The 25472-nt window shown below is 41.3% G+C and carries 19 protein-coding genes; 14 read left to right on the forward strand and 5 right to left on the reverse strand.

The genetic code is table 11. The features are described from left to right. Positions 1-60 precede the first annotated feature (60 nt). The 3 genes from IQ274_RS19485 (at position 61) to IQ274_RS19495 (ending at position 3146) form a co-directional block, all read left to right on the forward strand. Positions 61-1032 (forward strand): DUF6615 family protein, encoded by a 972-nt coding sequence (locus IQ274_RS19485; RefSeq protein WP_194143165.1) that lies wholly within the window; start codon positions 61-63, stop codon positions 1030-1032. 598 nt (positions 1033-1630) lie between these two features. Beyond that, the gene (locus IQ274_RS19490) at positions 1631-1855 is read left to right on the forward strand and encodes a hypothetical protein (RefSeq protein WP_163934026.1); all 225 of its coding nucleotides are present in this window, start codon (positions 1631-1633) and stop codon (positions 1853-1855) included. Between the two features lie 343 nt (positions 1856-2198). Then, positions 2199-3146, forward strand: coding sequence for an aldo/keto reductase (locus tag IQ274_RS19495; RefSeq protein ID WP_163934023.1), 948 nt, complete (start codon positions 2199-2201; stop codon positions 3144-3146). 273 nt (positions 3147-3419) lie between these two features. On the opposite strand, the gene IQ274_RS19500 is transcribed toward IQ274_RS19495, so the two are convergent. Next, positions 3420-4949 (reverse strand): DEAD/DEAH box helicase, encoded by a 1530-nt coding sequence (locus IQ274_RS19500; RefSeq protein ID WP_163934020.1) that lies wholly within the window; start codon positions 4947-4949, stop codon positions 3420-3422. Between the two features lie 270 nt (positions 4950-5219). Then, positions 5220-6539 (reverse strand): 30S ribosomal protein S12 methylthiotransferase RimO, encoded by a 1320-nt coding sequence (gene rimO / locus IQ274_RS19505; protein WP_114082744.1) that lies wholly within the window; start codon positions 6537-6539, stop codon positions 5220-5222. A 671-nt stretch (positions 6540-7210) separates the two neighbouring features. On the opposite strand from rimO, the gene btpA reads away from it, so the two are divergent. From btpA to IQ274_RS19530, 6 genes are all read left to right on the forward strand, one after another. Then, entirely contained in the window at positions 7211-8059 is an 849-nt protein-coding gene (gene btpA, locus IQ274_RS19510; RefSeq protein ID WP_194143166.1) for a photosystem I biogenesis protein BtpA, read from the forward strand. Between the two features lie 7 nt (positions 8060-8066). Continuing rightward, positions 8067-8261 (forward strand): hypothetical protein, encoded by a 195-nt coding sequence (locus IQ274_RS36620; RefSeq protein ID WP_163933982.1) that lies wholly within the window; start codon positions 8067-8069, stop codon positions 8259-8261. Between the two features lie 6 nt (positions 8262-8267). Next, on the forward strand, positions 8268-9251 hold the full coding sequence (locus IQ274_RS19515) for a vitamin K epoxide reductase family protein (protein WP_163933978.1): 984 nt from the start codon (positions 8268-8270) through the stop codon (positions 9249-9251). A gap of 958 nt (positions 9252-10209) precedes the next feature. Then, a complete protein-coding gene (locus IQ274_RS19520; protein WP_194143167.1) occupies positions 10210-12414 on the forward strand; it encodes a CHASE2 domain-containing protein in 2205 nt (734 codons plus the stop codon). 791 nt (positions 12415-13205) lie between these two features. Next, positions 13206-13412, forward strand: coding sequence for a hypothetical protein (locus IQ274_RS19525; RefSeq protein WP_163939543.1), 207 nt, complete (start codon positions 13206-13208; stop codon positions 13410-13412). A 22-nt stretch (positions 13413-13434) separates the two neighbouring features. Beyond that, positions 13435-13608 (forward strand): hypothetical protein, encoded by a 174-nt coding sequence (locus IQ274_RS19530; protein WP_194143168.1) that lies wholly within the window; start codon positions 13435-13437, stop codon positions 13606-13608. 46 nt (positions 13609-13654) lie between these two features. Here the strand turns inward: IQ274_RS19530 and nadB are convergent, their stop codons facing one another. From nadB to IQ274_RS19545, 3 genes are all read right to left on the reverse strand, one after another. Beyond that, positions 13655-15331, reverse strand: a complete 1677-nt coding sequence (gene nadB, locus IQ274_RS19535) for an L-aspartate oxidase (RefSeq protein ID WP_194143169.1) — start codon at positions 15329-15331, stop codon at positions 13655-13657. Between the two features lie 218 nt (positions 15332-15549). Beyond that, the gene (psbU, locus tag IQ274_RS19540) at positions 15550-15978 is read right to left on the reverse strand and encodes a photosystem II complex extrinsic protein PsbU (protein ID WP_194143170.1); all 429 of its coding nucleotides are present in this window, start codon (positions 15976-15978) and stop codon (positions 15550-15552) included. Between the two features lie 550 nt (positions 15979-16528). Then, positions 16529-17308, reverse strand: a complete 780-nt coding sequence (locus IQ274_RS19545) for a DUF3120 domain-containing protein (RefSeq protein WP_194143171.1) — start codon at positions 17306-17308, stop codon at positions 16529-16531. 481 nt (positions 17309-17789) lie between these two features. Between IQ274_RS19545 and IQ274_RS19550 the strand changes: the two genes are divergently transcribed. From IQ274_RS19550 to IQ274_RS19570, 5 genes are all read left to right on the forward strand, one after another. Further along, the gene (locus tag IQ274_RS19550) at positions 17790-18614 is read left to right on the forward strand and encodes an undecaprenyl-diphosphate phosphatase (RefSeq protein WP_194143172.1); all 825 of its coding nucleotides are present in this window, start codon (positions 17790-17792) and stop codon (positions 18612-18614) included. Between the two features lie 63 nt (positions 18615-18677). Beyond that, positions 18678-20057, forward strand: coding sequence for a TIGR03279 family radical SAM protein (locus tag IQ274_RS19555; protein WP_416209842.1), 1380 nt, complete (start codon positions 18678-18680; stop codon positions 20055-20057). Positions 20058-20154: 97 nt separating this feature from the next. After that, positions 20155-22968 carry a family 10 glycosylhydrolase gene (locus IQ274_RS19560; protein ID WP_194143173.1) on the forward strand — a complete coding sequence of 938 codons (2814 nt, stop codon included), beginning with the start codon at positions 20155-20157 and terminating at the stop codon, positions 22966-22968. Between the two features lie 546 nt (positions 22969-23514). Further along, positions 23515-23946, forward strand: a complete 432-nt coding sequence (locus IQ274_RS19565; protein WP_194143174.1) for a hypothetical protein — start codon at positions 23515-23517, stop codon at positions 23944-23946. A gap of 167 nt (positions 23947-24113) precedes the next feature. Beyond that, on the forward strand, positions 24114-25325 hold the full coding sequence (locus tag IQ274_RS19570) for an EAL domain-containing response regulator (RefSeq protein WP_163929511.1): 1212 nt from the start codon (positions 24114-24116) through the stop codon (positions 25323-25325). Positions 25326-25472: the final 147 nt, after the last annotated feature.

Raw genomic sequence — 25472 nt, forward strand, 5'->3', positions numbered from 1 at the left:
GGGACTCCAGTCTCTAAAGTTTGCATAGCACTTCTACACTCACTCCCCCGAAAAATTGTTATGCTGCGTCCTGGACAACTAAGTTTTCACTTGAGTTGGGGAATACTAAAACTATGTATTACTTTTTATATTTTATATATGCGTCCAACTTTATGTGACACTTTCAGAAGTCGTGCCTTGTGGACATGGGATATGCTTGATAAAGGACGTTCTATTAATTGTCAAATTGGAGAAGAAACTTTAACAGATTTAAATATTCTTGAGCTAAAAATCAGGCACTCGGATGAAATTTGCAGCATAACATTTAATAAAATAGACGAAGGAGCAAACGGCGCTGATTGGGAATGGTGGTTTACTAATTCCAGTGCAAACAAATGGATAGGATTTCGAGTACAGGCTAAAGTTATAGATATTAAAAAGCAATGTTTTGAGCATCTTTATTACAAAAATCCAAAAAATTCATTACATCAATGCGACATTCTCATAAATGATTCTTTAGCCAAACCATATCCCCGGATTCCTTTGTACTGCCTTTATTCAAACTGGAGTAATTCAACTGAACTACCTTTAGAATATGAAAACTACTACAGCTTAAGGGAGATTTATGGCTGTTCTATACTTCCTGCATTTGCAGTTCGTTATTTACGTTGTAAGAATAAAAAGCCAAAACATCTCAAACATTTGTTTCAATATATGCGACCTTGGCATTATTTAGTATCTTATAGCAAAGATAAATCAAGTGAATTACCGCAGAGAGTTTATGATTATTGGGTGAATTTTATCCGTCCAATAGAGAATTTTATTATTGAAGAACTTGATGATAATATTCTTCTGGAACTAAATGAATGGCGGAATAAATATTTAGAAAAATATAATAAAATCTGCTTAGTAGATGAACCACCCCAAGAAGTCATTAAGCTAATGAATAACGAACTAGTAGATCGACCTGATCCAAATTTGCGATCACTTACTGTTTTTAAAGAACGAGACAAAGGATTTGAGCAACGAGAGGAGTTAATAAGTAACTTTTAGAAATTAATTCTAAGCTTTAGTATTCAGAAAAATTAAGCAACAAATTTAAAACATTTACTGCTAACCGCATCAGTAGCAATAATGATATTTATTCAAAATATTGTGAAGAAAGAAGTGCGACACTCTAAAACATCCTATCAAGTAGCTGTGTAATCTGTCGCTGTGTTTATAGCATAAATCATTAGTAGCATTTAGTTTTGGAGAAACTCTTACTATAAGTGCAGATCATCCAGGGTTAACCCCTTAATAAATCACGCTATTCAATTCTCGTTTCTTAACTAGGTACAACAGCTTAAGAGCATTGCCACTGGCACGCTTCTGACCGATTTCACACTTTTGAACCGTTGATAGAATTTTATTCAAAATCGCAGCAAATACTGCCTGGCTGATAAAAGATTTTGAAGTAAATATAATAGTAACTTTTATTAAAGTTCTGGTATTGTGCTGTAACTTTATCGGGCACAATCAAGCCAGATAAAAATATCAATATTAAAATGTGGTTTTAACTACGCTATTCCATTGAATTAGTAAGATAAACTTGCCGTATGTATGTCATCAAACTACTTAGCTTCATCCAGTAACCAAAAAGGCATAAGTAATGAGTCAAGCACCAGTCAAAGTAATATTATGGGAAGAAAATCAAAAAGATTTTCTAAAAAAGTTCTATGATCTTCAATTTACTCCCAGAGTAGGAGAGGAAGTTTACCTAAAAAAAGAGAAATGGAAAGTAACCAGAGTTGAGCATGATGTAGAAATTAGTGAAATTAATGTCTACATGCAATTAATCAAAAAAGTCAAGCAGGAGAAACCATCTAATTCATAATTACCAGTAAATACACTCAACTATAGCAATCCTATTTGATTTGTGAGAATTGCACCCCGCAGATCCTCGACTTCGTAAAAGTTGTCGGGGATCTTGTTTAGGGACTTGCAAAAAATAAATTATCCCAAATTATTTATAGTTTTTAGGGGCGCAAGGCTTTGCGTCCCTAAAACAAGATATTTTTTTAACTGAAAGTCCCTTATGCGCGTTTGATTCAGGGTTTAAATCGCGATCGCACCGTGAAGATCCTTAAAAACACTAGATCAACTTCCCCACACCCAATCTTGTCTGTAACGATACACTATAAAAGTAAAGAAATGTAAATAAACTAAATTTTGCAACCGTGGAAAATATCACATTGGGGCAAAATGGCCCATCTGTTACACCCTTGTGCATAGGCACTTGGGCTTGGGGTGATAAACTATTTTGGAATTATGGCGATCGCTACGGCCCAGAACAGTTACAAGAAGCATTTACCGCAGCCTTAGAAGCTGGTATTACGTTCTTTGATACTGCCGAAATCTACGGAATGGGAAAGAGCGAGGAATTTTTAGGGCAATTTCTGCAACAGACACAACAACCTGTACAAATCGCCACAAAATTTGGCCCCGTACCGTGGCGATTTACAGCCCAATCTGTCTCGGATGCTTTAACAGCCAGCCTCAAACGGCTACAACTTGAGCGGATCGCACTGTACCAAGTGCATTGGCCTTTTGCCTTCTTTTTAAGTCAACAAACTTTGATGAATGCTCTAGCGGATGAAGTGAAGCGGGGCAGAATTGCGGCAGTCGGTGTGAGTAATTACTCAGCAGAGCAAATGCGAGACGCGCATCAAATATTGGGAGCCCGTGGAGTGCCTTTGGCTGTGAACCAAGTCCGTTATTCTTTACTCAGTCGCCAAATTGAAAGCAAAGGTATTTTAGCAACTGCGCGTGAGTTGGGTGTGACGATCTTGGCATATAGTCCTTTAGCACAGGGATTACTCACAGGTAAGTACAGTATTAATAATGCTGAAATCCCCACTGGTGCGAGAAAAATAGACCCGCAATTTAAGAAAGAAGGTCTGCAAAAAATTGCCCCAGTCATATCTTTGCTACGCAACTTCGGGGAAAAATATGATCGCACACCTGCTCAAGTTGCTCTCAACTGGTTAATTGCTCAGGGTAATGTTATTCCCATTGCTGGGGTGAAGACAGCCGAACAAGTACGGCAGAATGCTGGTGCTTTGGGCTGGAAATTGAATGACGATGAAATTGCAGAATTAGAACTAGTTAGTCGTCCTTGGCTGTAGCAGTTTTAAACTACTCAAATACAGGAGGCCAAATTTCTGACACTACTAGCTCCCAACCCGATAGTAAGTCTGATAGTGTCAGTTTCTCATTGCATCTTTAAATTGATCTTCCTGCAAACTGGTAGAAAAAGTTACCAAAAAAGCCAAAAAGTCAAGAGCCAAAGCCAAAATATTGACTCCTAACTCTCAACTCTCCAATTTTAGATTTGGATTTTGGATTGAAGAAAAAACCTCAAATCTAAAATCCAAAATTGATTAACTTCTAACTCTTGACTAAGAAGCTGATTCTCTAGCTGTAGGTGAACCTATCTTTTTACTGGGGGATGCAGAAGACTCTTGCCCACTTGTCCGCAGTTTTGGCTTGGGAGAAGAATGTCTTTCTTCACCATTGTTACTATCTGATTTCCATGCAGAACGGGGGCGATCGCTAGAAGATTCACGACGCTTGCCCAATCTTGGCTTGGGAGCAGAAGATTCCTCTTGGGGAATTTCCACATCTGAACTCAACCAAGCGGGGCGAGTTTGATCGTAAGCAATTTGCAATGCGGCTGCGGCGATCGCTTGAGCATCGTATTCTTCAATTAGTTCGCTAACAATTGGTAAGAATGAAGCTAAACGCTCACCTGTCAAAGCTTCACGCACTTGTTCCTGCAGTTTCAGGATGTGCCGTGCTTCAATCTGGGCGCGTGTAGGAATGGTCAGCAATTGCCAGCTTTGACGGTTATGACGTTCAAATGTTTGCTGTTTGCGCCGCTCAAATGGTTGTACTAAAGAAATTGCTGTTCCTTCTTTACCAGCACGACCAGTACGACCAATACGATGGACGTAGGTTTCTACGCTATCGGGTAAGTCGAAGTTGATTACGTGGGAGAGTTGATCGACATCTAACCCTCGTGCTGCAATATCAGTTGCTACTACCCAACGGACTTGACGGTTACGGAATCTGATCAATAACCGTTCCCGTGCTTGTTGAGACAAGTCACCGTGGTATTCATCAACACTGTGACCAGCGCCTTGTAACTGACTGGTGAGTTCGGCGGCTGTGCGTCTGGTGCGAACAAAGATTAAAGCTGTTTCTGGATCTTCCATTTCCAGAATCGGCTGTAAAGCTTTGGCTTTTGTCCAGTGGCGAGGAATCAAGTAAGCTACTTGATTAATCTTGTTGGGAGCGGCTTTTGGTTGCTCAACAGTAACAGTTGCAGGCGATCGCAAAAACTTGTTCACCAACATCCGAATTGATGGTGGCATTGTTGCCGAGAATAAAGCTGTTTGGCGATCTACGGGCGCTTGTGAGAGGATTTTGATCACATCATCAATAAAGCCCATGCTCAACATTTCATCGGCTTCATCTAACACAAACCACTTCACTTGATCGAGCTTTAAACAGCCGCGATCGAGCAAATCGATCACCCGTCCTGGAGTGCCCACAACCATGTGAACGCCACGTCTGAGTTGTAGCATTTGGCGGTCAATTGATTGACCGCCATAGATTGCTAACACCCGCAATCCTTCATCACCGATGAATTGTGCGATCGCATCGTGAACCTGCATTGCTAATTCACGAGTTGGTGTTAAAACTATGGCTTGTACGGCTTTTTGATTAATATCTAGCCGCTCTAAAATAGGCAGTGAAAATGCTGCAGTTTTGCCTGTTCCAGTTTGAGATTGACCTACTACATCACGACCACCCAGCAATTGGGGAATTGCTTGGACTTGAATGTTAGTTGGTTCGGTAAAACCAATTTTTTCTAGTTGTGCAACACGTTCTTGGGAAATGCCTAATTCTTGGAATGAAAGAGTCATTAATTCGTCCTAAATTTTATGTAAGGATTCTTGGATTAGCCATTTAGTCATTTAGTCATTAGTCATTAGTCATTAGTCATTAGTCATTAGTTATTAGTAAGCCAAGGGCGGTAGCGAAGCCTCAAGTCTTGGAGAGACTATGCCAAAGAGTCCGCGAACTTCAGGTAAACCCTCATGAAAACTGCCATTAACGCAGCGTTGACCTTAAAATAAGGGTAAATCTCTAAGGGTCATTTAACAAAGGACAAAAGACAAAAGACAAAGGACAATTTAGTTATTGACTACTTGACCATAGAGGTCGTATGTATCAGCGTGGTGAATCGCTATTGGCACGATGGTTCCTAACTTTGCCTGGCCTTTGACATACACCAGGCCATCAACCTCTGGGGAAAATCTACCTGAACGACCTATTAATTCACCACTTTCAGGATTTTCTTGCTCAATCAGGACATCGACGATTTTGCCTACTTCCTGTTGATTTTTCTTTTGAGAAATCGGTTGCTGGAGTTCCATCAGTTGGTATCGGCGATCGTCCATCACTTCTTGGGCCAACTGATTTGGTAGCTTGTAAGCCGGGGTTCCTTCCTCAGAGGAAAAGGTGAAGACACCAACATGATCGAATTCATGCCGTTGAACGAACTCTAGTAGATGCTCAAAATGCTCTTGTGTTTCTCCTGGGAAACCAACAATAAATGTTGTCCGCAGTACGGCTGTTGGTAGCGCCGTTTTGATGCGATCTATAATCCCATCATTTACCCGCCCTTGCCAAGGACGGTTCATGGCGCGGAGAATATCTGGATGAGAATGCTGCAAGGGCAAATCCAGATAAGGCAAGACATTTGGTGTTTCTTGAATCGCCGCGATCACATCTGGGGTCAGTCCCGTGGGATAAGCGTAATGCATTCTGATCCACGGTATATCTACTTTCCCCAAGGCACGAAGTAATTCGGCTAATTTTGGCTTACCGTAAATATCCAAACCGTAATTAGTGGTGATTTGGGAAATTAGAATAATTTCCTTTACCCCTTGACTAACTAACTGCTCGGCTTCGGCGACTATAGATTCAATAGTACGCGATCGCTGGTTCCCTCGAAGATGAGGAATTATACAAAATGCACAACGATAATCACATCCTTCCGCAACCCGTAGGTAAGCTACGCCCTCGGTTGTAGTGCGATAGCGCGGTGTAGTTTCGTCGGCAATATAGGTTGGTTCGATACTAACCTGTTTAACCCGTTCGCCAAGTTCAACACGCTCAATTACATTAACAATTTTGTGATAATCGCCTGTGCCGACAACGGCTACTGCTTCGGGCAACTCCTCCAAAAGTTGTTCTTGAAAGTGTTGCGCCATACAGCCAGTGATTACGATCTTTTTATTTGCCTCTGCCAGTTCTACCAAAGTTCTGACAGATTCTTGCCGGGCTGCTTCAATAAAACTACAAGTATTAACAATAACGTAATCTGCTAACTCTTCATTTGTATCTACACCGTAGCCTGCTTCTACGAGCATTCCCAACATGTGTTCTGTATCAATTCGATTTTTCTCGCAGCCCAGGTGAGAAATGGCAATTGTTGGCTTGTCACCCATATTTTGAAAATATCTTCATTTTTTCTTCTTGTTGTCAAACATTCCGGCGCTAACTTCGCTTTTTTGCTATCAGCATCCTCATGGAAACACTACAGTGGCAAATTCCCACTGTTTTTAACTGTCCGTGGACTCACAACCCTATTAATAAATAAAAATAGAGGTCATGTTATGATATTCCTATCAATCTGTTCCCCAGGGTAAATTGAAGTGTCTTTGGGTACTTTTGACACTTGTAATCTTTTTTAACAATTCGCCTATTGGTATTTTACATTACCACAGCGTGTGCGTTGTTAACCTACCCATCGGGAAGCCGCCCAAAGGGCTTGTTGTGAGAAGTCGCTACCCTCAGGGAAATCGACGAAAGCGACTACGCCTATAAAGCAGTAATGCTACCCTGGCGATTGGCAAGTCCTACGACTGTTCGTGGGCAAGATGCCTAAACCACGGAAAGCTGCCTTGCGTCTAGTGAGTGGCAAACTCCTCTTGTAGCCAGGTTTTATCTTAACATATCTTATGGGAGGTTTCACGCCAATTTCCATCTGAGGAAGGAGGCAATAAACCGACTATCATAAAACACATTTGACTAGTTAATGAAAAGTCAAGAGTCAAGGGTCATATAATCAATAGTCAAAAAATTCTAGACTCTGGACTCCGCGAGGCGGATTAAAGACGTGGACTTATATCAATTATTTAAAACTCGCTCACCGATTATTGGCGTGGTTCACCTGCTACCACTACCTACCTCACCCCGTTGGGGAGGTAGCCTAAAAGCGGTGATTGACCGAGCTGAACAAGAAGCCGCAGCCCTTGCCAGTGGAGGGGTTGACGGTTTGATTGTGGAGAATTTTTTCGACGCGCCCTTTACCAAAAACCAAGTCGATCCCGTGGTTGTGAGTGCCATGACCATTGTGGTGCAACGGATACAAAACTTGGTGACTTTGCCTATAGGCTTAAATGTTTTGCGAAACGACGGCAAAAGTGCAATGGCGATCGCTAGCTGTGTACAGGCGCAATTCATACGCGTCAACGTTCTCACGGGAGTAATGGCAACCGATCAGGGATTAATTGAAGGAGAAGCCCATCACCTACTCCGCTATCGACGGGAGTTAGGCTGCGATGTTAAAATTCTGGCCGATGTGTTGGTAAAACACGCCCGTCCTTTGAGTTCTCCAAATCTCACAGTCGCCGTTAAAGACACCATTGAAAGGGGTTTAGCAGACGGGGTGATTTTGTCAGGCTGGGCTACTGGTAGTCCACCTAACTTAGAAGATTTGGAACTAGCTTGTGATGCAGCATCTGGAACGCCAGTATTTATTGGTAGTGGAGCGAGTTGGGAAAATATTGATACATTAATGCAGGCAGCAGATGGTGTAATAGTTTCCAGTTCTCTGAAACGTCACGGACGTATTGAGCAACCAATTGACCCAATTCGCGTCAGTCAATTTGTCGAAGCCGCGCGTCGCAGTTGGAACTCCAAAGGTGAAAGCAAATCAGCAGAACAAGTGAAATTACATTCTTAAATGGGGAATGGGGCATAGGGAAAAAGCAAGGGAGCAGGGAGCAGGGAGAGTATGGGAAGCAGAGGAACAAGAACTATTAATTATTAATCAATACCCAATGCCCAATGACGGCAGTTGCTCCACTTGGGGAAACCCCAAGACCGCACTGCCTCCCCAATGCCCAATACCCAATGCCCAATACCCAATACCCATTAACCAATAGCAGTTTATGATTCGCCGTCGTTCTACTCCTTGGATTCATAAATGGTCACGGCCATTGATTGCCGCGATCGCTGGATGTGGTGCTTTGATCACAGGTTATCTCACCATAGAAAAGCTAACAGGAGGCAGTGCAGCTTGTGTGGCAGAGGCTGGTGCTAAGGGTTGTAATGATGTGCTTTCCAGTCCTTGGGCAACAATTTTTGGTCAGCCGTTAGCTTTGTTTGGGCTTTTAGCATACATCAGTATGGTGATATTGGCTTTAGCTCCCTTGGTATTCAACTCAGGGGAAAACAATAGCCGCAAACAATTGGAAAATTTGACGTGGTGGTTGCTGCTGGTGGGTGCGATCGCTATGTCTGTCTTTAGCGGCTACTTAATGTATGTGCTGACATCTCAAATCAAAGCTATTTGTCCTTACTGTATTGGTTCAGCTTTGTTTTCTGTGAGTCTTTTAGTACTAACAATTATGGGTCGTACTTGGGAGGATATTGGACAAATCTTCTTCACCGCCCTAATTGTGGGTATGGTAACGCTCATTGGCACTTTAGGCGTTTATGCTGGCGTGAATAAATCAGATGTTATATCTGGAACTCCAGGACAACCCGTTAAAATTACCTTTAATTCCAAAGGAGACCCCAACCCAGCCTTCGGTTGGGAAGTTACCACCACTTCTGGCGAGGCAGAAATAGCCTTAGCAAGCCATCTAGCAAAGGTAGGCGCAAAGGAATACAGCGCTTACTGGTGTCCTCACTGCCATGAACAAAAGCAGCTTTTTGGTAAAGAAGCCGAGGAAATAATTAACAAAGATGTTAAGGTAGAGTGCGCTCCCGATGGGCTCAAAGCCCAAACAGAACTGTGTAAAGCCGCAAAAATTGAAGGCTTCCCCACTTGGATCATCAATGGTCAAAGTTATAGCGGAGTCCAAAACTTAAATGAACTAGCAAAAGTTTCTGGTTACACAGGGCCTCGCAACTTTAAGTATTTCAAGTAATTGCCTTCAAGAAGGCTAGATCAAGCGAGTAGTTCGCCAAGTGAATTTGGCGGGGTAAAGGGTAAAGGGGAAGGGGGAAAGGTTTCAAATCCCTTACCCCTTACCCCTGCCCCTTATCCCCACTTCGTGGGGGCCCCACCTTCCCCTTTCCCCAGCCATCACGCAGCATTTTTGGGTTGGCAGACTACTAGTGGTAAGGTGTAGCTCATATCCCATAAGAATGAATAGTGCTGAGTTAAAAGACTGCCACACCACTTGTTTTACTTGAGGTTTATCTACGTGTAGTTTATGTAATTATGGAGTGCTTTTTATCACTAAAATAGAATAAACACCCCACTACCGCTACAGCACCGAGTATAGTCAACTGGATGAATAGAGCAAAGTCTGTTTCCAGTTGGCTGTTTTGTTTTTGGTAATAGATAATAGGTCTTGTCCAATAGCCAATTACCAGTTTTCCTGCAGCTTTTATCCGAAAATATTTTAAAGTTTAAGGAAATTAATCAAATATATTTACTTTAATTTGATGTATACTTTAATTTTTTTTACAGCACTTGGGGGCTACTTGGGATGTAAGCATGTCAGCACCAAACCTAAGGGTGTGTCTGTTAGAAGTTAAAAGTTACCAGAATTCTAAGTAAAATACTTAATTAATTACAAATGTGCAACTTGAATTGAATAAGCTTTGCCAGACAAGCATTTGGGTGTTAAATTCACTGAAACTCCCTTTCAACAGCTTTATTAATCTGTGCTGATAGCCACAAAACTCCCAGTTGCCGTTTGGTCAGAAAATCAGCCTTAATATATGTTATTACATTCACAAATGCCAGAATGTCTTGAAGAAAATTGCTGAGTTGAAAAAACTCTTAGAAACTCTATTTAGCTTCCCCTTAAAATATGTTAGTCCGATAGTTAATAGCTATAGGAAATAGAGAATATTTCTCCCTACTAGGTAATGGGAATGAATCAGCAGCTAGGCAAGCGTTTTGTAAAGTTAATCTTTGGACTAAAACAATCGCTTAGTCGAGGACACAGAGAATTGATTACTGCCGTCAGCGTTGCAGTCTGCGTCGTGCTGTTGCACTCCATTGGATTATTGCAATCTTTGGAGTTTGCAGCTTTGGATCAATTGTTTCGCTTACGTCCAAATGAACCACCGGAAGAGCGTATTACAATCGTAGTGATTGATGAAGCCTATTTGAACGAAATACGTTCGTGGCCGATTCCAGATGCGAAGATTGCACTGTTGTTGCAAAAATTAAATGTCCACAAACCCCGTGCTATTGGCTTAGACCTCTACAGAAATTTGCCAGTAGAGCCTGGTAATCAAGAACTGCGTAATACTTATAAGTCAATGCCCAACTTAATTGGTATTGAATTACTAGCAAATGACAAAAACAAAAACGTTAGTGTTTTGCCTCCACTGGGACTAAATCAGGATCAAGTGGGCTTTAATAACGTGCTGTACGATCTTGATGGTAAAGTACGTCGCAGTTTGTTGTATTGGCACGTTGATGAGCAGTTACACGAAAGTTTTGCCCTCAAGTTGGCTTTATTGTATTTAAAGCCAAAGGGAATTACCCCCACCAAAGCAAAAAACAACCCTAAGTATTTGCAATTGGGTAAGGCAGCATTTACTCGTTTTGAGGCTAATGATGGTGCTTATGTGGGAGCTGATGATAGAGGATACCAAATTTTGGCTAATTTTCCCAAACCTAAATGTCAAAGTTCATCTAGAGAAATTTGTAATTTTCGTCAGGTATCGATAAAAGATGTACTGGCAGATAAAGTCCAAGAAAACTTAATCAAAGATCGGATTATACTGATTGGTTCTACTGCACCTAGTCTTCAGGATTTTGTATTTATTCCCTACTCCAGCAGTCTAATGGGTACGGCAAAGCCCGTACCTGGGATTCAACTGCAAGCTTATTTTATTAGTGAGTTAATATCTGCTGCTCTTGATGGACGACCATTATTAAAATTCTGGTCTGACTTAATGGAATACTTGTGGATTTTTATCTGGTCTTATCTGGGAGCCGTGACGACATGGCGGATACGACACGCTACTAGAAGTCTGCTTTGTATCCTAGTTTCTTGCTTTGTATTGACCCTGACTACATACCTTGCTTTTTTATACGGTTTGTGGATACCGCTCGTTCCCTCATTGTTTAGCTTTGGCAGTTCAGCTATTTGGATGATCAGTCATATTGCCCATATCCAGGAAGAGTGGAAACGTTCTAAAGAATTTTTGCATCACGTAATCAACACGATTCCCGATCCAATTTTTGTGAAAAATGAACAACACCAGTGGATTGTTTTAAATGAAGCCTATTGTCGATTTATCGGTTATCCAAATAAATTGTTAATTGAGAAGTCAGATTATGACTTTTTCCCTAAACATGAAGCTGATGTGTTTCGACAACAGGATGATCTTGTGTTCCGAACTGAAAAGCCCCAGGAACATGAAGAAGAGTTTACCAATGCAGATGGACAGACTCATCAAATTGCCACTAAGCGATCGCTCCACAAAGACGCAGCTGGCAATTTCTTTTTAGTTGGGGTCATCCGAGATATTACTCAACGCAAGCTCATGGAGGAGCATCTGAAGCGGACTGCTGCTGAACTATTCCAGTCTAACAATGAATTAAAACTCAAAGAAGATCACTTGCGTTATTTGGCGTATCACGATCCCCTCACCGGTTTATCCAATCGCAAATTTTTTGCCGAACAACTTTACGAGTCATTACATTGGGCGCAACACAATAACCTGTTACTGGGACTGTTATTTATTGATTTAGATGGCTTTAAGCAAGTCAATGATACTCTGGGGCACGAGACGGGCGATCGCTTGCTAATGACTATCGCTGGAAGACTCAGCAACTCTTTACGCGCTAGTGATACAGTTTCTCGTTTGGGTGGCGATGAATTTACTATAATTTTGCGGGCAATTCCTAATGTCCAGATAGCTGCTAAAGTCGCCGAAAAAATCTTAAGCAGTATTACCAAGCCAATTGTTTTGGATGGCTATGCAATCCGAATCTCTGCCAGTATTGGCATAAGTGTCTACCCATACAACAGCCAAGATAGTGAAAATTTGATCAAACAAGCTGATGCAGCAATGTATCGTGCCAAGCACCTGGGTAAAAATCGCTACGAGTTTGCTTAATTAGTTAAGAGTTAAGTCTCCATATTTTTCTCCCTATAGTAAAAAATTTTACCGTTAAATTAGGACTATTAACTTTAAATATGTGCAAGGCACTATTTTGAAAAAGCATTTCGTATATGACTAGAGGTAGTTTTTTAGTCAAGATAGAGACCTAGCAAGGGTTTTGGGACTGATAACTAAAACTAAGAAGATAAGTGAAAAAAGAATTCATCATCAGAATTAATTAGAAAAATAATTTTTCTAGAATTTTTATGTGATTATTTTTACACATAAAAATATACTTATACTATACGAAATTATAACGGCATTTTATAGTTCCATAGTTTTTGAAATCCTTATAATATAACAATTACGTTATTTTAACTTTACATATCTTAACTTTAGCCAAAATATAAATATACAAGAAAACAAGTATTTTTTTATATCTTTTGAAATCGTTATTCATTGAACATAGTGTTTATACTTAAAAGTATTAAGATATTATTAATAAATAGTGAATTAGACAAAATGCTTATAGCAATCCATCAACATATCTAACTTTAGGCTGATGTAAAAATGGCTGATTAAGAATATTACTTAAGTATAGGAACTATTTAATACCAGCAAAATAAAGTTGTTGTACAAGTAAACACCACAATTACTTGTAAAGTATTGGGAATAATTTAATAAAGTTCAAATATTTTTTTCAAAAATATCAGTAAATATACGCGAGTCAATAAAAATACGTTTTAAATGAAAAATTAGTAAATTTACTGCAACCTATGAAAACTAACTTCCGATTCACAAAGATTATGATACTCTGTATAAGTGCTTACATATTATTGCCGAAATTTGCAGCTTGCACGAGCCTATTCGGTACTGCAAGTGCTAATACTGTTGTTACTACTAGCAGCAATACTTTTATCGCCCGCAAAGTCAATTCTTCAAATTTAAAAGACACATATATCCCACCAAATTATGGTGGCCCTGACAGTCAGCATGGTAGCGGCACTCGCTGATGGCCATTTTTGATTTTAGATTGTGGTAAGGCAGCGCTATAAAGCGGCTCATGTCTTAGACACCACATCTGTTCCTTGGAAATATTCCAAAAAGAACGGGCTGAAGTTTCCGCCGACAGGATTAGCGAGTCTTGTTCCTTTGGGAGATAGCAAGGGTAGTTTATTAAAAATATTACTAGAACAGGGCTGTCCCTAACTCCGCCCATAATTACATAGATGAGGAATGGGGTACAGAAGAATGTTCAAGATAATATTGAAGATTTCCACCAATGATTTGTTTGGACAAGTGTATGAACTTGCCAATTGGGGTCTGGTTGAGGATAGTCTAAACGATAGTGTCCGCCTCGGCTCTCGGTTCTAAAAGCAGCACTTTTGAGAATTAAATCAGCCACATCTAATAAATTGCGGGTTTCTGCCCAAAGTCGTAATTGTCGTTCAACATCTGGGAACTCAAAACTAGCTGATTCTGTTGGGTGTAAAGCAAGCAAGAATTGACTTAAAGGCAAAGCAGCGAAATCTTGCTGCCAAGATTCAACAGTAGCGATCGCAGTTTCCAACTTTGATTGCTCCCGACAAATACCAGCACTTTCCCATACTAGACGTGGTAACTTCTCTCTGAGTGCTTCTAGCTGTACTTGCTGGCTGTGCCACTCACTAGCATCAACACTAAATTTCCGTGATGTCAGCACTGGTGTTTCTGACGGCAACCCAATATTTTCCAACTCTATTTGGCTCATCTGGGCCCCAAAGACAATACATTCCAGCAGGGAATTACTGGCAAGGCGATTTGCCCCATGCACCCCGGTACTAGCAGTTTCACCCACCGCGTACAAACTTTTAATATTCGTGCGATTCATCAGATCCGCGACAATTCCACCCATCCAGTAATGGGCAGCAGGCGCTACAGGAATTGGTTCATGGAAAACATCAACTCCCCAATGCTGGCAAACTTTAATGATATTGGGAAAGCGATGACGAATCTTGTCGGCAGGGATGGGGCGCATATCCAACCACACATGGGCAGTGGCCAAATCAACGGCAGTACGTTGTAAATGGCTGAAAATTGCTCTGCTAACTACATCTCTCGGTGCGAGTTCACCTGCCGGGTGGTAGTCAAAGGCAAAACGCCGCCCTTCGTCATCAACAAGGTGTGCCCCCTCGCCGCGTACAGCTTCGCTAATCAGAAAGCGATCGGCACCAGGTTTAGTCAGGGCAGTGGGGTGAAATTGCACAAATTCCAAATCGCGGAGGATAGCCCCAGCCCGATACGCGATCGCTACCCCATCACCAGTACTCACAGCTGGGTTAGTGGTTTGGGCAAATACCTGACCACCGCCACCAGTTGCCAAAATCACAGCACCCGCTTTAATCCATGTGATTTTACCTTGATAAAACAAGCTTATTCCCTGACAGCGATTGCTTTCAGGTTCAATCCATAAACTCAAAGCCAAAGCTTGCTGAATGACTTGAATATTCGGGCGACGTAATACCTGAGCGGTGAGAGTGGTTGTAACTTCCCTGCCTGTAGTGTCCGCAGCGTGGAGAACACGGTTGCGAGAATGGGCAGCTTCTAAAGTTAAAGCCAAGGCTTGACCATGACGGTCAAAAGCAACCCCCAAGTCAACTAGGGATTGAATGCATTTAGGGGCAAGTTGGGCGAGAAATTCTACAGCAGTGCGATCGCACAAACCTGCACCTGCCCGGATGGTATCTTCAATGTGCAGCGTAGGAGAATCTTCCGGGGAAACGGCTGCGGCTATACCACCTTGTGCCCAATCACTAGCGGACAAAGCAACAGTTTCTTTGGTAATCAAGCCGACTCGCAAGGACTCTGGTAGACACAGCGCTGTGTATAGTCCAGCAGCACCAGCGCCGACTACTAAGACATCAAATTGGCTAGGAATATCTATCTGAGGCAAGGTAATGGGGGAGGGAGAGGGGGAGGGGGCAGGGGGCAGGGGGAGCAGGGGAGCAGGGGAGCAGAGGAGCAGGGGGAGACAAGGAAAAAATTTTACTTTGTCAGCTTTCCCCCTTGTCTCCCTTGTTTCCCTTGTCTCCCTTGTCCCACTTCATCTCTACATAGAATAATCCCACTCCCTTGAATCAGGAGTGGGGTGCTATTGGCTACAACTGCAACTTATCTGTAGATACCGTTGTTAAAGCGATCGTCTCCTTCGTTGAAGGCAGGCTCTAGTTCTGTCACGGTAAACTTATCTAAGTTGGCTTGCAGAGTTTGTTTTTGGCGATCGCTCAATCCTGGAAGATCCAATATATCCTCTACATTTTTGTAGGGAGCATTTGTGATGATTTTCTTAGCCAAGGTGGGATAAAGCCCTGGATACTGTTGAAAAGCTCGGACGTTGGTATTATTCAAATCAATTTTTTTACCAAATTCCGTTCCTAGCTTCTTATCTGCTCGATTCTGTCGCTCAATTGCCAGAATTGGCACTTGAGGAAGAGCAAAACTGTTGAAACTAGCAGCTTGGGCTATCTGAGTTGTTCCCAACCATCCCCAGCAACTAAGTAACAAACTAAACACTGTTAATAAACGCGCCAATCCTTTCACGATTTTCTACCTCTTTCCATCAAACAGAAATAAAAGTTTTAAGCTAACAGTGGTCATTGGTCGTTAGTCATTAGTCATACCCTGCGGGAAGCCGCTATTGCGTCTACGTGAGAGCGCCAAGGACAAAAGACAAAAGACAAAACTTGATAGCTTAATTAACACAGCAGTCATCAGAAACTAATATACAGCGTATTAATATCCACAATATTTACCGTTACTGGGTTTGACTGGGGTTTTAGCAAAAATTTTTCTCGCGATCGGAGTGTCTCTATAGCTGTAATAGCCTTCTATCAATGATCTCGGTAGCATTCGCAACGACACGAAATCTTTTTGGGGTGGCTGATTTTAGCTTCCGAGTAGACATGAAGCCGTCTGATGTCTAATACCGAATAACCTAGCAAGAAGACTTGAGGCTGATGGATTATTATGTAATATTTCTTAACTAATTAATTATCTACAGCATCATTCTTGATGTGCCATAGACTGACTGGAAAAAGTTTTGCTAAGAGAAGCCTAGAAGATCATTGCAATCTTTTGAATCCTGCTTTCTTCACGCTGCGATCGCAGCTAACAAAAATAGGCTGTCTACTAAAATTGTGCTTAAAACTGCGCCACCAAAGGCATACCAGTGTCTTTGCTTTCTACCTAAAGCTAAAATCCCCACTGTTAACAGCACTAAGGCGAGAGTTATGGCCCAAGTTTGTCCCCAAGGTGTTTGTACTTGCATCAGGGCATTTTGTAAGATTTGTGGTGCTAAATCTGCATCCACTCTCATAATTTGCCTCCAATAAGGCATCAAGTCGGCTAGATAAAAATATACGTCTGTTAAAACTGTACCGAGTAAAGATCCTAAATAAAACCAGCTACCAACCTTGCCCCAACTCTTCGCTAGACACCAACAAGCAAACGGTAAGCCTATAGATTCTACTGGTAGATGCCATACAGGTTCCCAACGTAACCAGCCCCAATAAATCGCTCCTGCTAACCAACTCCAGCTAAATCCTAAGAGCAAATCGCCCCAGACATAAGTTGCAGGACGTGACATTAAGGTAAAACTTAGCCACACCCAAAATGCTGTCAGCGCTAAACTGAGAGTTGGCAGCGATCGCACTATTGGCGCTTCAACAAATACTGGCACTGATACCAAAAACACCGCCGCCGCAAACACTAACCAATTTTGTCGGGCAGAAATAGATAAGGGCAAAGAGGGAGAAAAGGAGAGTGCAGATTCCAATTGCCTGATGCCATTCTGCCCAGTATCAGCCAAATCCAACTCAGTATCAATAGAAGGTGTAGAAGCAGTGTAGGAGGACAGTGTATTATTAATCAAAGTTTTTAATATTTGTTACTAAACTTTATCTTATTTAAGATATCACATTTTAAAATCCCCCCCTGGGGCATTGTAATTATACAGACATTTCCCGGAGTGTGGGGCAAGGGGGTAGGGAGAGACAAGAAAAAAAATTTTACTTTGTCAACTTTGTCCTGCTTGTGGGCAAAAGCCTTCTTGTTCCAAATATACCGAGGATTGAAGTACCCCTTATGCGTGGTTTTTCTGCCCTTCCCACTGCCCCCCTGCCTCTTGTGAACGGCATCAGTCCATTAAATATTAAAGTTTGATGAACTGGCAAAATTTCGTTGACTTATTCAGGTGGGTGTAAGAACATGGTCAGCGTCTTAGATGATGTTATTGATCGGTAAAATCGAATTTTCTATAAGATATTAGGTGCAGTAGAGAGTATATAAAGCAACATCATCATCTAGACAATGTTCATAATCATGTCTAGAACAGGAAAAAGGTATTAATTGCTATGGAGTTTATTCAAGCTTTTATTTTGGGTATTGTTCAAGGTATTACAGAATTTTTACCTATCAGCAGTACTGCACATCTCCTGATTTTTACCAAAGTATTTGGTTGGAAAGAACTAGGTTCTAAAGATTTTGTTGATGCCATTCAATTTGGCAGTGTTATCGCAATTGTGGGGTATTTCTGGTCTCTGATTTCTAGTATTATCAAAGGTGGAATCGAAGCATTCAAAGAGAAAGATTGGCAACGTGATGAGTGGAAAATCCTGGTTGGTATTGTAGTCGGAACATTGCCTGCCTTAATTTTAGGCTTTCTTTTGAAAGACATTCTACCAGAGAGTGCATTAATTATTGCGATCATGTCAATCATTATGGCGCTTTTACTAGCTTTGGCAGAAAAAATTGGTACTCGCAAGCGAGGTTTTGATTCACTGCAAATTCGGGATGGTATTTTAGTTGGATTGGGACAAACACTTGCTTTAATTCCCGGCGTTTCTCGTTCTGGCTCGACGTTGACAACTGCCTTATTTTTAGGATTAGAACGCGATACAGCAGCGAAATTCTCATTTTTATTAGGATTTCCAACTCTTACCATTGCTACACTGTATAAAAGTTTGAAAATCTTCAAATTATTTCAAGCCCACGAGTTGCCAGATAACATTGTGGGATTGTTAATTGTAGGGATTATTTCAACCTTTATTTTTTCCTACCTATCAATTGCATTTTTGATCAAGTACTTGCAAACCAAGAATACTTTGGTTTTTGTTTGGTATAGATTAGCATTCGGTAGCGCCATTTTAGCTGCGATCGCAGCAGGTTGGAAAGGATAATTAAATAAGAGTCATTTGTCATTAGTCATTGGTCATTAGTTATTAGTCCAAAGTAAATGACTAATGCCCAATTCCCAATTCCCAATGCCCCATGCCCAATGCCCCATGAATATTAATCCTGCCCGAATTACCAAGGTTCTACCAGACTCAATAGCCGCAGAGATTGGCTTTGAGGCTGGGGATGCGATCATTGCAATCAATGGTGCGCGTCCCCGCGATTTAATTGATTATCAGTTTTTGTGTGCGGATGAAGTTTTAGAACTAGAAGTTTTAGATGCTACTGGTAAAACTCATACCCTGGAAATCGAAAAAGATTACGATCAAGACTTGGGGCTAGAATTTGAAACTGCCCTATTTGATAGCTTAATTCAGTGCAATAATCGCTGTCCATTTTGCTTTATAGATCAACAGCCACCAGGTAAACGCACCAGTTTGTACTTAAAAGACGACGATTATCGTCTGAGCTTTTTGTACGGTTCTTATCTTACCCTGACCAATTTGCCAGAAAGAGAATGGCAGCGAATTGAGCAAATGCGCTTGTCTCCGTTGTATGTTTCTGTTCATGCGACAGAAGCTGATGTGAGAATTAGGCTGCTAAAAAATCAGCGTGCGGGACAAATCTTGCAACAACTGAAGTGGTTTCAAAAAAGGCGACTACAAATTCATGCTCAAGTTGTTGTTTGTCCTGGTATAAATGATGGCAAACATCTGGAACAAACTCTCAAAGATTTAACTTCTTTTCATACTGGTGAAGTCCCGGCGGTGGCATCAGTGGCAGTTGTGCCAGTTGGGTTGACACGGTTTCGCCCTCCAGAAGATGAACTTATCCCTGTAACTAGAGAAAAAGCTCAAGAAGTGATTTCTCAAGTGCAAATGCTCTCACGACAATTTCGCCAACAATTTGGTTCTAGCGTTGTTTGGTTAGCCGATGAGTGGTTTTTGATTGCAGGTGAAGAATTACCCAGTGAGTCTGAATATGAAGAATACCCCCAAATTGATAACGGAGTTGGTTCGATTCAACTATTTATCAAGCAATTTGCCACCGTTGCAGCAGAATTACTCCCGCCAAAAGTATATCCTCAAAGAAAATTGACCTGGGTAGTGGGCAACGCCGTAGAAAAAGCATTTCAACCAATTTTGAAACGCTTAAATTGTGTTGAAGGTTTAGAGGTCAATATGCGGGCTTTATGTAGTGATTATTGGGGACAAACTATCAGTGTAACCGGATTACTAACTGGTCATGATTTACTTTTAAATTTAGAAGAGCAAGATTTAGGTGATGGGATTTTGCTACCCAATGTCATGTTAAAAAATGGGGAATTAGTGTTTTTAGATGATATGAGTATCGAGGAATTAGCTGGCAGACTAAATACAAAAATTTTCCCACTAGCAGGAGTTGAAGATTTAATCAAAACATGCATTTCCAATTTTGTTCAGGTTTAGTTATCAAAGATCAGTTGTTTTTCGGAGGTAATTTATTGTTATGCTGGATGATAAATAAGAAGTAATGCCTAACAAATAATCCACTGAGGAGCCAGTAGTGAAGAATCGGAAAGAGTTTCATGAAAAGGCAAATTCTCACATAAAGAAAGCCGGATTCTTCATTTTAAGTTTTAACTTTTTAATTTTAAATAGTTTTAATATTTTGCCAGTCACGGCAGCGACTGAAGAACCTGTATTGAGCGTAGTGCATAGCCAAGAAAATGCGAATCAGTGGACAGGGATAACTGACCGCTTGCAGACAATCGGGGTGAAATATTGTGTAATTCCCCTAACAGATGTCAAAAGTGGTGCAGATTGGGGCGATCGCCGAGTATTATTTTTGCCAAACGTCGAGACATTAACGCCAACCCAAGCGATCGCTCTTGAAGAATGGATGAGTAAGGGAGGGCGTTTGATTGCTAGCGGCCCCATAGGTAGTTTGTCATCGCCAGGAGTACGGCAGTTATTGCGATCGCTCTTGGGAGGTTATTGGGGATTCAGCCTTAGTGAAATAGAACAGATCAAGCCCACAAAAACCAAGATCCCAGAATGGGCAAATCAAACCGAACTCTTTGGAAAAATCCGCGGCGGTGTTGTGATTCCTAATGATATGGGCACTGAATCTCCTGCTGTTTGGAATTCCAAAGATAATCCAGCGGCAGTAGTGACAACTGAGCGTACCACCTTTTTGGGCTGGCGCTGGGGAACAGATACAGCCTCAGCCGCCGAGTTAGATAATGCCTGGTTAAAAGCTTCTATCAATCATTATTTGACAGCCCTAGCGCCATCGAATCGGATGAAAAAAATAGCAGGAGGTTCCCCAAACTGCTCTACAACAGTAGCAGCTGCACCAAGGGGGCAGGGGGCAGGGGAGCAGGGGAGCAGAGGGGCAGAGGGACAGAGGAGTAGTTCATCTCCCTCATCTCTTCCTCCTAAAACTGCTACTGCTCCTATACCGAGAGCGCTTCCTATAGTTAAACCACCAAGTTCGCAAGAGGCCATTGACCAGCTGGAACAGGCGGTGCGTCTAGATGTTGCACCCAACTCCAATGAGCCGATTGACAACAATCAAGCGATCGCTCTCCAGCAAGAGCTAGAAAATCTCATTGGCCGGGTGGAAAGCGCTCATTTAGCGGTGTCAGCCGATGCGGTTAAAGAAGGCGTTGGCATATCTGAGGGAAAACAGACCTCCAGGCATTTGGAAACCTACAACTCCCAATCTGTCAAGGAGCAGCCAATACAATTAGCCTCAACTAAATTGGGGGGGCTAGCCACAGCCACAAGCAAAGGCCAAGCCTTGGCACAAGCAAGGGTAATTTCCAAAAATTTACCCCAATTGATTGCCCAAAAAAACTATGCTCTAGCTCGTCAGCAGTGGCTGGCAGCAAAGACAATTTTGTGGCAGCAGTTCCCAGTTGATCGGAGGTTGGCTCAACCAGAAATTCGGGCAGTTTGGTTAGATAGGGGGACGATTGTTCGTGCTGGTAGCAAGGCGGGACTAGCCCAGATTTTTGATCGCTTGGCCCAAACTGGGATTAATACTGTCTTCTTTGAAACTGTTAATGCTGGCTATACCATTTATCCCAGCCAAGTTGCAAAAGAGCAAAACCCCCTAATTCGTGGGTGGGACCCACTGAAAGATGCAGTGAAATTAGCCCATGAGCGCGACATGGAATTACACGCTTGGGTTTGGACTTTTGCTGCTGGCAATCAACGGCACAATGAGATTATCAACCTTAATCCAAATTATCCAGGACCAGTGCTGGCGGCTCATCCCGATTGGGCAAACTACGATAATCTTGGCAAAATGATTCCCGTTGGTCAGACTAAGCAATTCTTTGACCCAGCCAACCCCGAAGTGCGGCAATACTTACTCAAGCTGTACGAGGAAATCGTTACTCACTATGATGTCGATGGTCTACAACTAGACTACATTCGCTACCCCTTTCAAGACCCATCAGCAGGTCGAATTTATGGTTATGGCAAAGCTGCAAGAGCGCAGTTTCAGCAACTTACTGGCATAGATCCGATAAATATTTCCCCCAGTCAACCAGAACTATGGCAAAAGTGGACAGCATTTCGCACTGAGCAAGTTGATAGCTTTGTTGCCAAAGTATCAGAGCAGTTGCGACAAAAACGACCGAATTTGATTTTGTCGGTTGCTGTATTTCCTTTGCCAGAACAAGAGCGAATTCAGAAAATTCAACAAAACTGGGAAACTTGGGCAAGACGGGGAGATGTAGATTTAATCGTTCCCATGACTTATGCTCTAGATACTTCTCGCTTTCAACGACTAGCCCAACCCTGGATCGCCTCTAAACAATTGGGAGCTACATTGTTAGTGCCAGGAATTCGCTTACTTTCTTTACCAACAATCGGGACGTTCGATCAACTCCAGTTGGTAAGGGACTTGCCAGTTAGTGGTTACGCACTCTTTGCCGCAGAGAATTTTAATAACGATCTACAAAAGCTTTTTATTAGTACCCAAGGCAGAGTTCAATCTACAAAAAGTGAACCGATTCCCCACCGCCAACCTTTTCAAACTGCCGCCATCCGTTACACTGCGCTGCAACGAGAATGGAAATTTGTTTTCCAAAATGACCCACCAGAAAGACCTGCCCAGACAATATCAGATTTTAACAACCAGGCAGAAGTTTTACGCAGTGCTTTAAATCAGCTTGCTGCTTCCCCTTCTCCTAGTAATTTACTAGTGGCAAAAGCCTCTCTAACTCGATTCCAGTCTCAATTTCGAGTATTGATGAGCCAAGAAATTAAGTCGAATTCCTATCAAGTCAAAGTTTGGGAAAATCGACTTGTAACTATAGAAAGACTATTGCGTTACGGCGAACGGCGGTTGCAGTTGCATCCCTAGTGAAGAGGCATGGCAATACTTTTCCGATAAACCCAACAATCTCTCTTGTGGTCTGGAGAAAGCTTACTGGGTTTGGGGTAAAGGTAAATTTAAACCCTTTCCCCCTTAACCGAAAAGTATTGAGAGGCAGGGGAGTAGGGGGAGATAAAAGGGACAAGGGAGAATCATTGAACAAGTTTCTTCTTTGTATCTTCCCAATTCAGAACTACCAAGATATAAGCTACTTTGTAATTCTTAACATAATTTTTGCTGTGTTTATATCCCAAATATTCCTATTTATTTAGGGCCAAAATATTGGAGAATACTTAATATAAGCAGCTTTAGATAACTATTTTTTGATATATAAAACTAGAGGTAACACCAGTATCAATACTGCTCAGTTAAGCATTTTTAACTCGGAACTGAGTTTGGGTAAAAGGTTAAAAGTTTTTTAATTCCCCTTTCCCCTTACCGTTTTCCCCAAAATCCGACAAGTATTGACACCAGTTTTAGTTCGTTTGAGGTAGGATATTAAATTCTCGTTAAGAGACAATTACCCAAGTACAAATGGTCACTAGCACGCGCTATAGTACTGAGAGATACGACAAATCGAATCACCTCATTGGAGTTTCTGTGAATAGTACCTCCCGTGTAGCAGAAGTAGCATTGCGTGAGGGTGAAAGACGATTTTGCACTATATTCAACGCCACTTTCCAGTTTATCGGATTGCTAATAACAGAAGGCATCGTGCTAAAAGCGAACCAAACAGAACTCAACTTTAGCAGACTACAACCACAAGATTTAGTTAGGCGTTCATATTGGGAAATATGGTGGACGCTAGTTGAAAATTTTAAACATCTGCAATATTTATTCTTCTCCAGCCCAGCAGTAATTTACATCTGCAAGAATTGGGAAGATTTTGCTAGTAAAATTATGAACAAAAATGTTTTCCCTATCATGGGTTATCAAGTTGGGTTATCAAGTGTGGAAAAAAGTTAAACATTCTGGCTTTTGGACTTGCCATTTCTATTCGATTAGAAATGTTATTTGTAAAAAAATTATAGATATCTACAAATATAAAATCTTTGTCACAAGTACATCGTGATTTGGTATAAAGTTTACTGTCATTATATCATTAAATAATAAAAAATAAATTGAGGTAACTTATGCCCAAAATTTTAATAATAGAAGATGAGGAAGCAGTCCGTGAAAATATTTTAGATTTGCTAGAAGCTGAGGATTTTGAAACCATTGCTGCCGCTAATGGTAGGATCGGCGTGCATTTGGCTATCTGTGAAGTTCCTGACTTAATTCTCTGTGATATGATGATGCCAGAAATTGATGGTTACGGCGTTCTAAGCGCGTTACGCCAAGATCCATCAACGGCAACAATTCCCTTCATTTTTCTCACTGCCAAATCTGCCAAATCTGACTTTCGTCAAGGTATGGATATGGGGGCCGATGACTATATAACTAAGCCCTTTAGTCGGGCTGAGTTATTAAGTGCCATCATGAATCGGTTGGAAAAGCACGCTACTTTAAAAAGATATTTATCTACTCAGACTAGAATTAACAACTTGTCTCCCAAAATGCAGTTGTTAGAAATTTGCTTGCACCGAGCTATCAAACAACATAAATTCCAGGAATTTGAAATTTATTATCAACCAATAGTCGATATTGCTTCTGGGAAAATAGTAGCTGCTGAAAGTCTATTGCGCTGGCAAAGCCCAGAATTGGGGATAGTTTACCCAACAGAATTTATCCCGTTAGCAGAGTCTACAGGTTTAATTGTTCCAATCGGTAAATGGGTATTAAAAAGTGTATGTAAACAGATAAAAATCTGGCGTGATGCCGGAATTAATTCCTTGATTGTTGCTGTCAATCTGTCAGTAATTGAATTTAATCAGCCAGATTTTATTAATAAAATAGTCAATTTTATAACTATCAATGATTTGCAACCAGATGACTTAGAGCTAGAACTTACTGAAAGTATGATTATGCAAGATGTAAATAGTGCGATCGCTACTATGAGCAAATTGCAATCCTTGGGTATCAAAATTGCGATCGATGATTTTGGTACAGGCTATTCTTCTCTAATTTATCTGAAAAACTTACCAATTAACACATTAAAAATAGACCGTTATTTTATCCATAATGTTGCTAACGATCCACAGAAATCAGCAATTACTGAAGCATTAATTCAAATGGGTCACAATCTCAATCTAAATGTAATCGCTGAAGGTGTAGAGACGGAAGCAGAACTTGCTTTTTTGCGCCAACAAAACTGTAATTCTATGCAAGGTTTTCTATTTAGTCGTCCATTACCAGCAGCAGAGTTTGAAAATTTTTTATTGACTAACAAATGCTTATACGTATGAATATTGGGCATTGGGCATGGGGCATGGGGCATTGGGAATGAGAGAGTAAATTATTTTCTCAGTAACTTAATGGGGTGACTAAGTAAGCAAAATCGGACTTTAGACTGGCGACAATTATTAAGTCTCAAGTCTAAAGTAAGAAAATTG

Source organism: Nostoc sp. LEGE 12447 (assembly GCF_015206985.1).
Lineage (GTDB): Bacteria > Cyanobacteriota > Cyanobacteriia > Cyanobacteriales > Nostocaceae > Nostoc.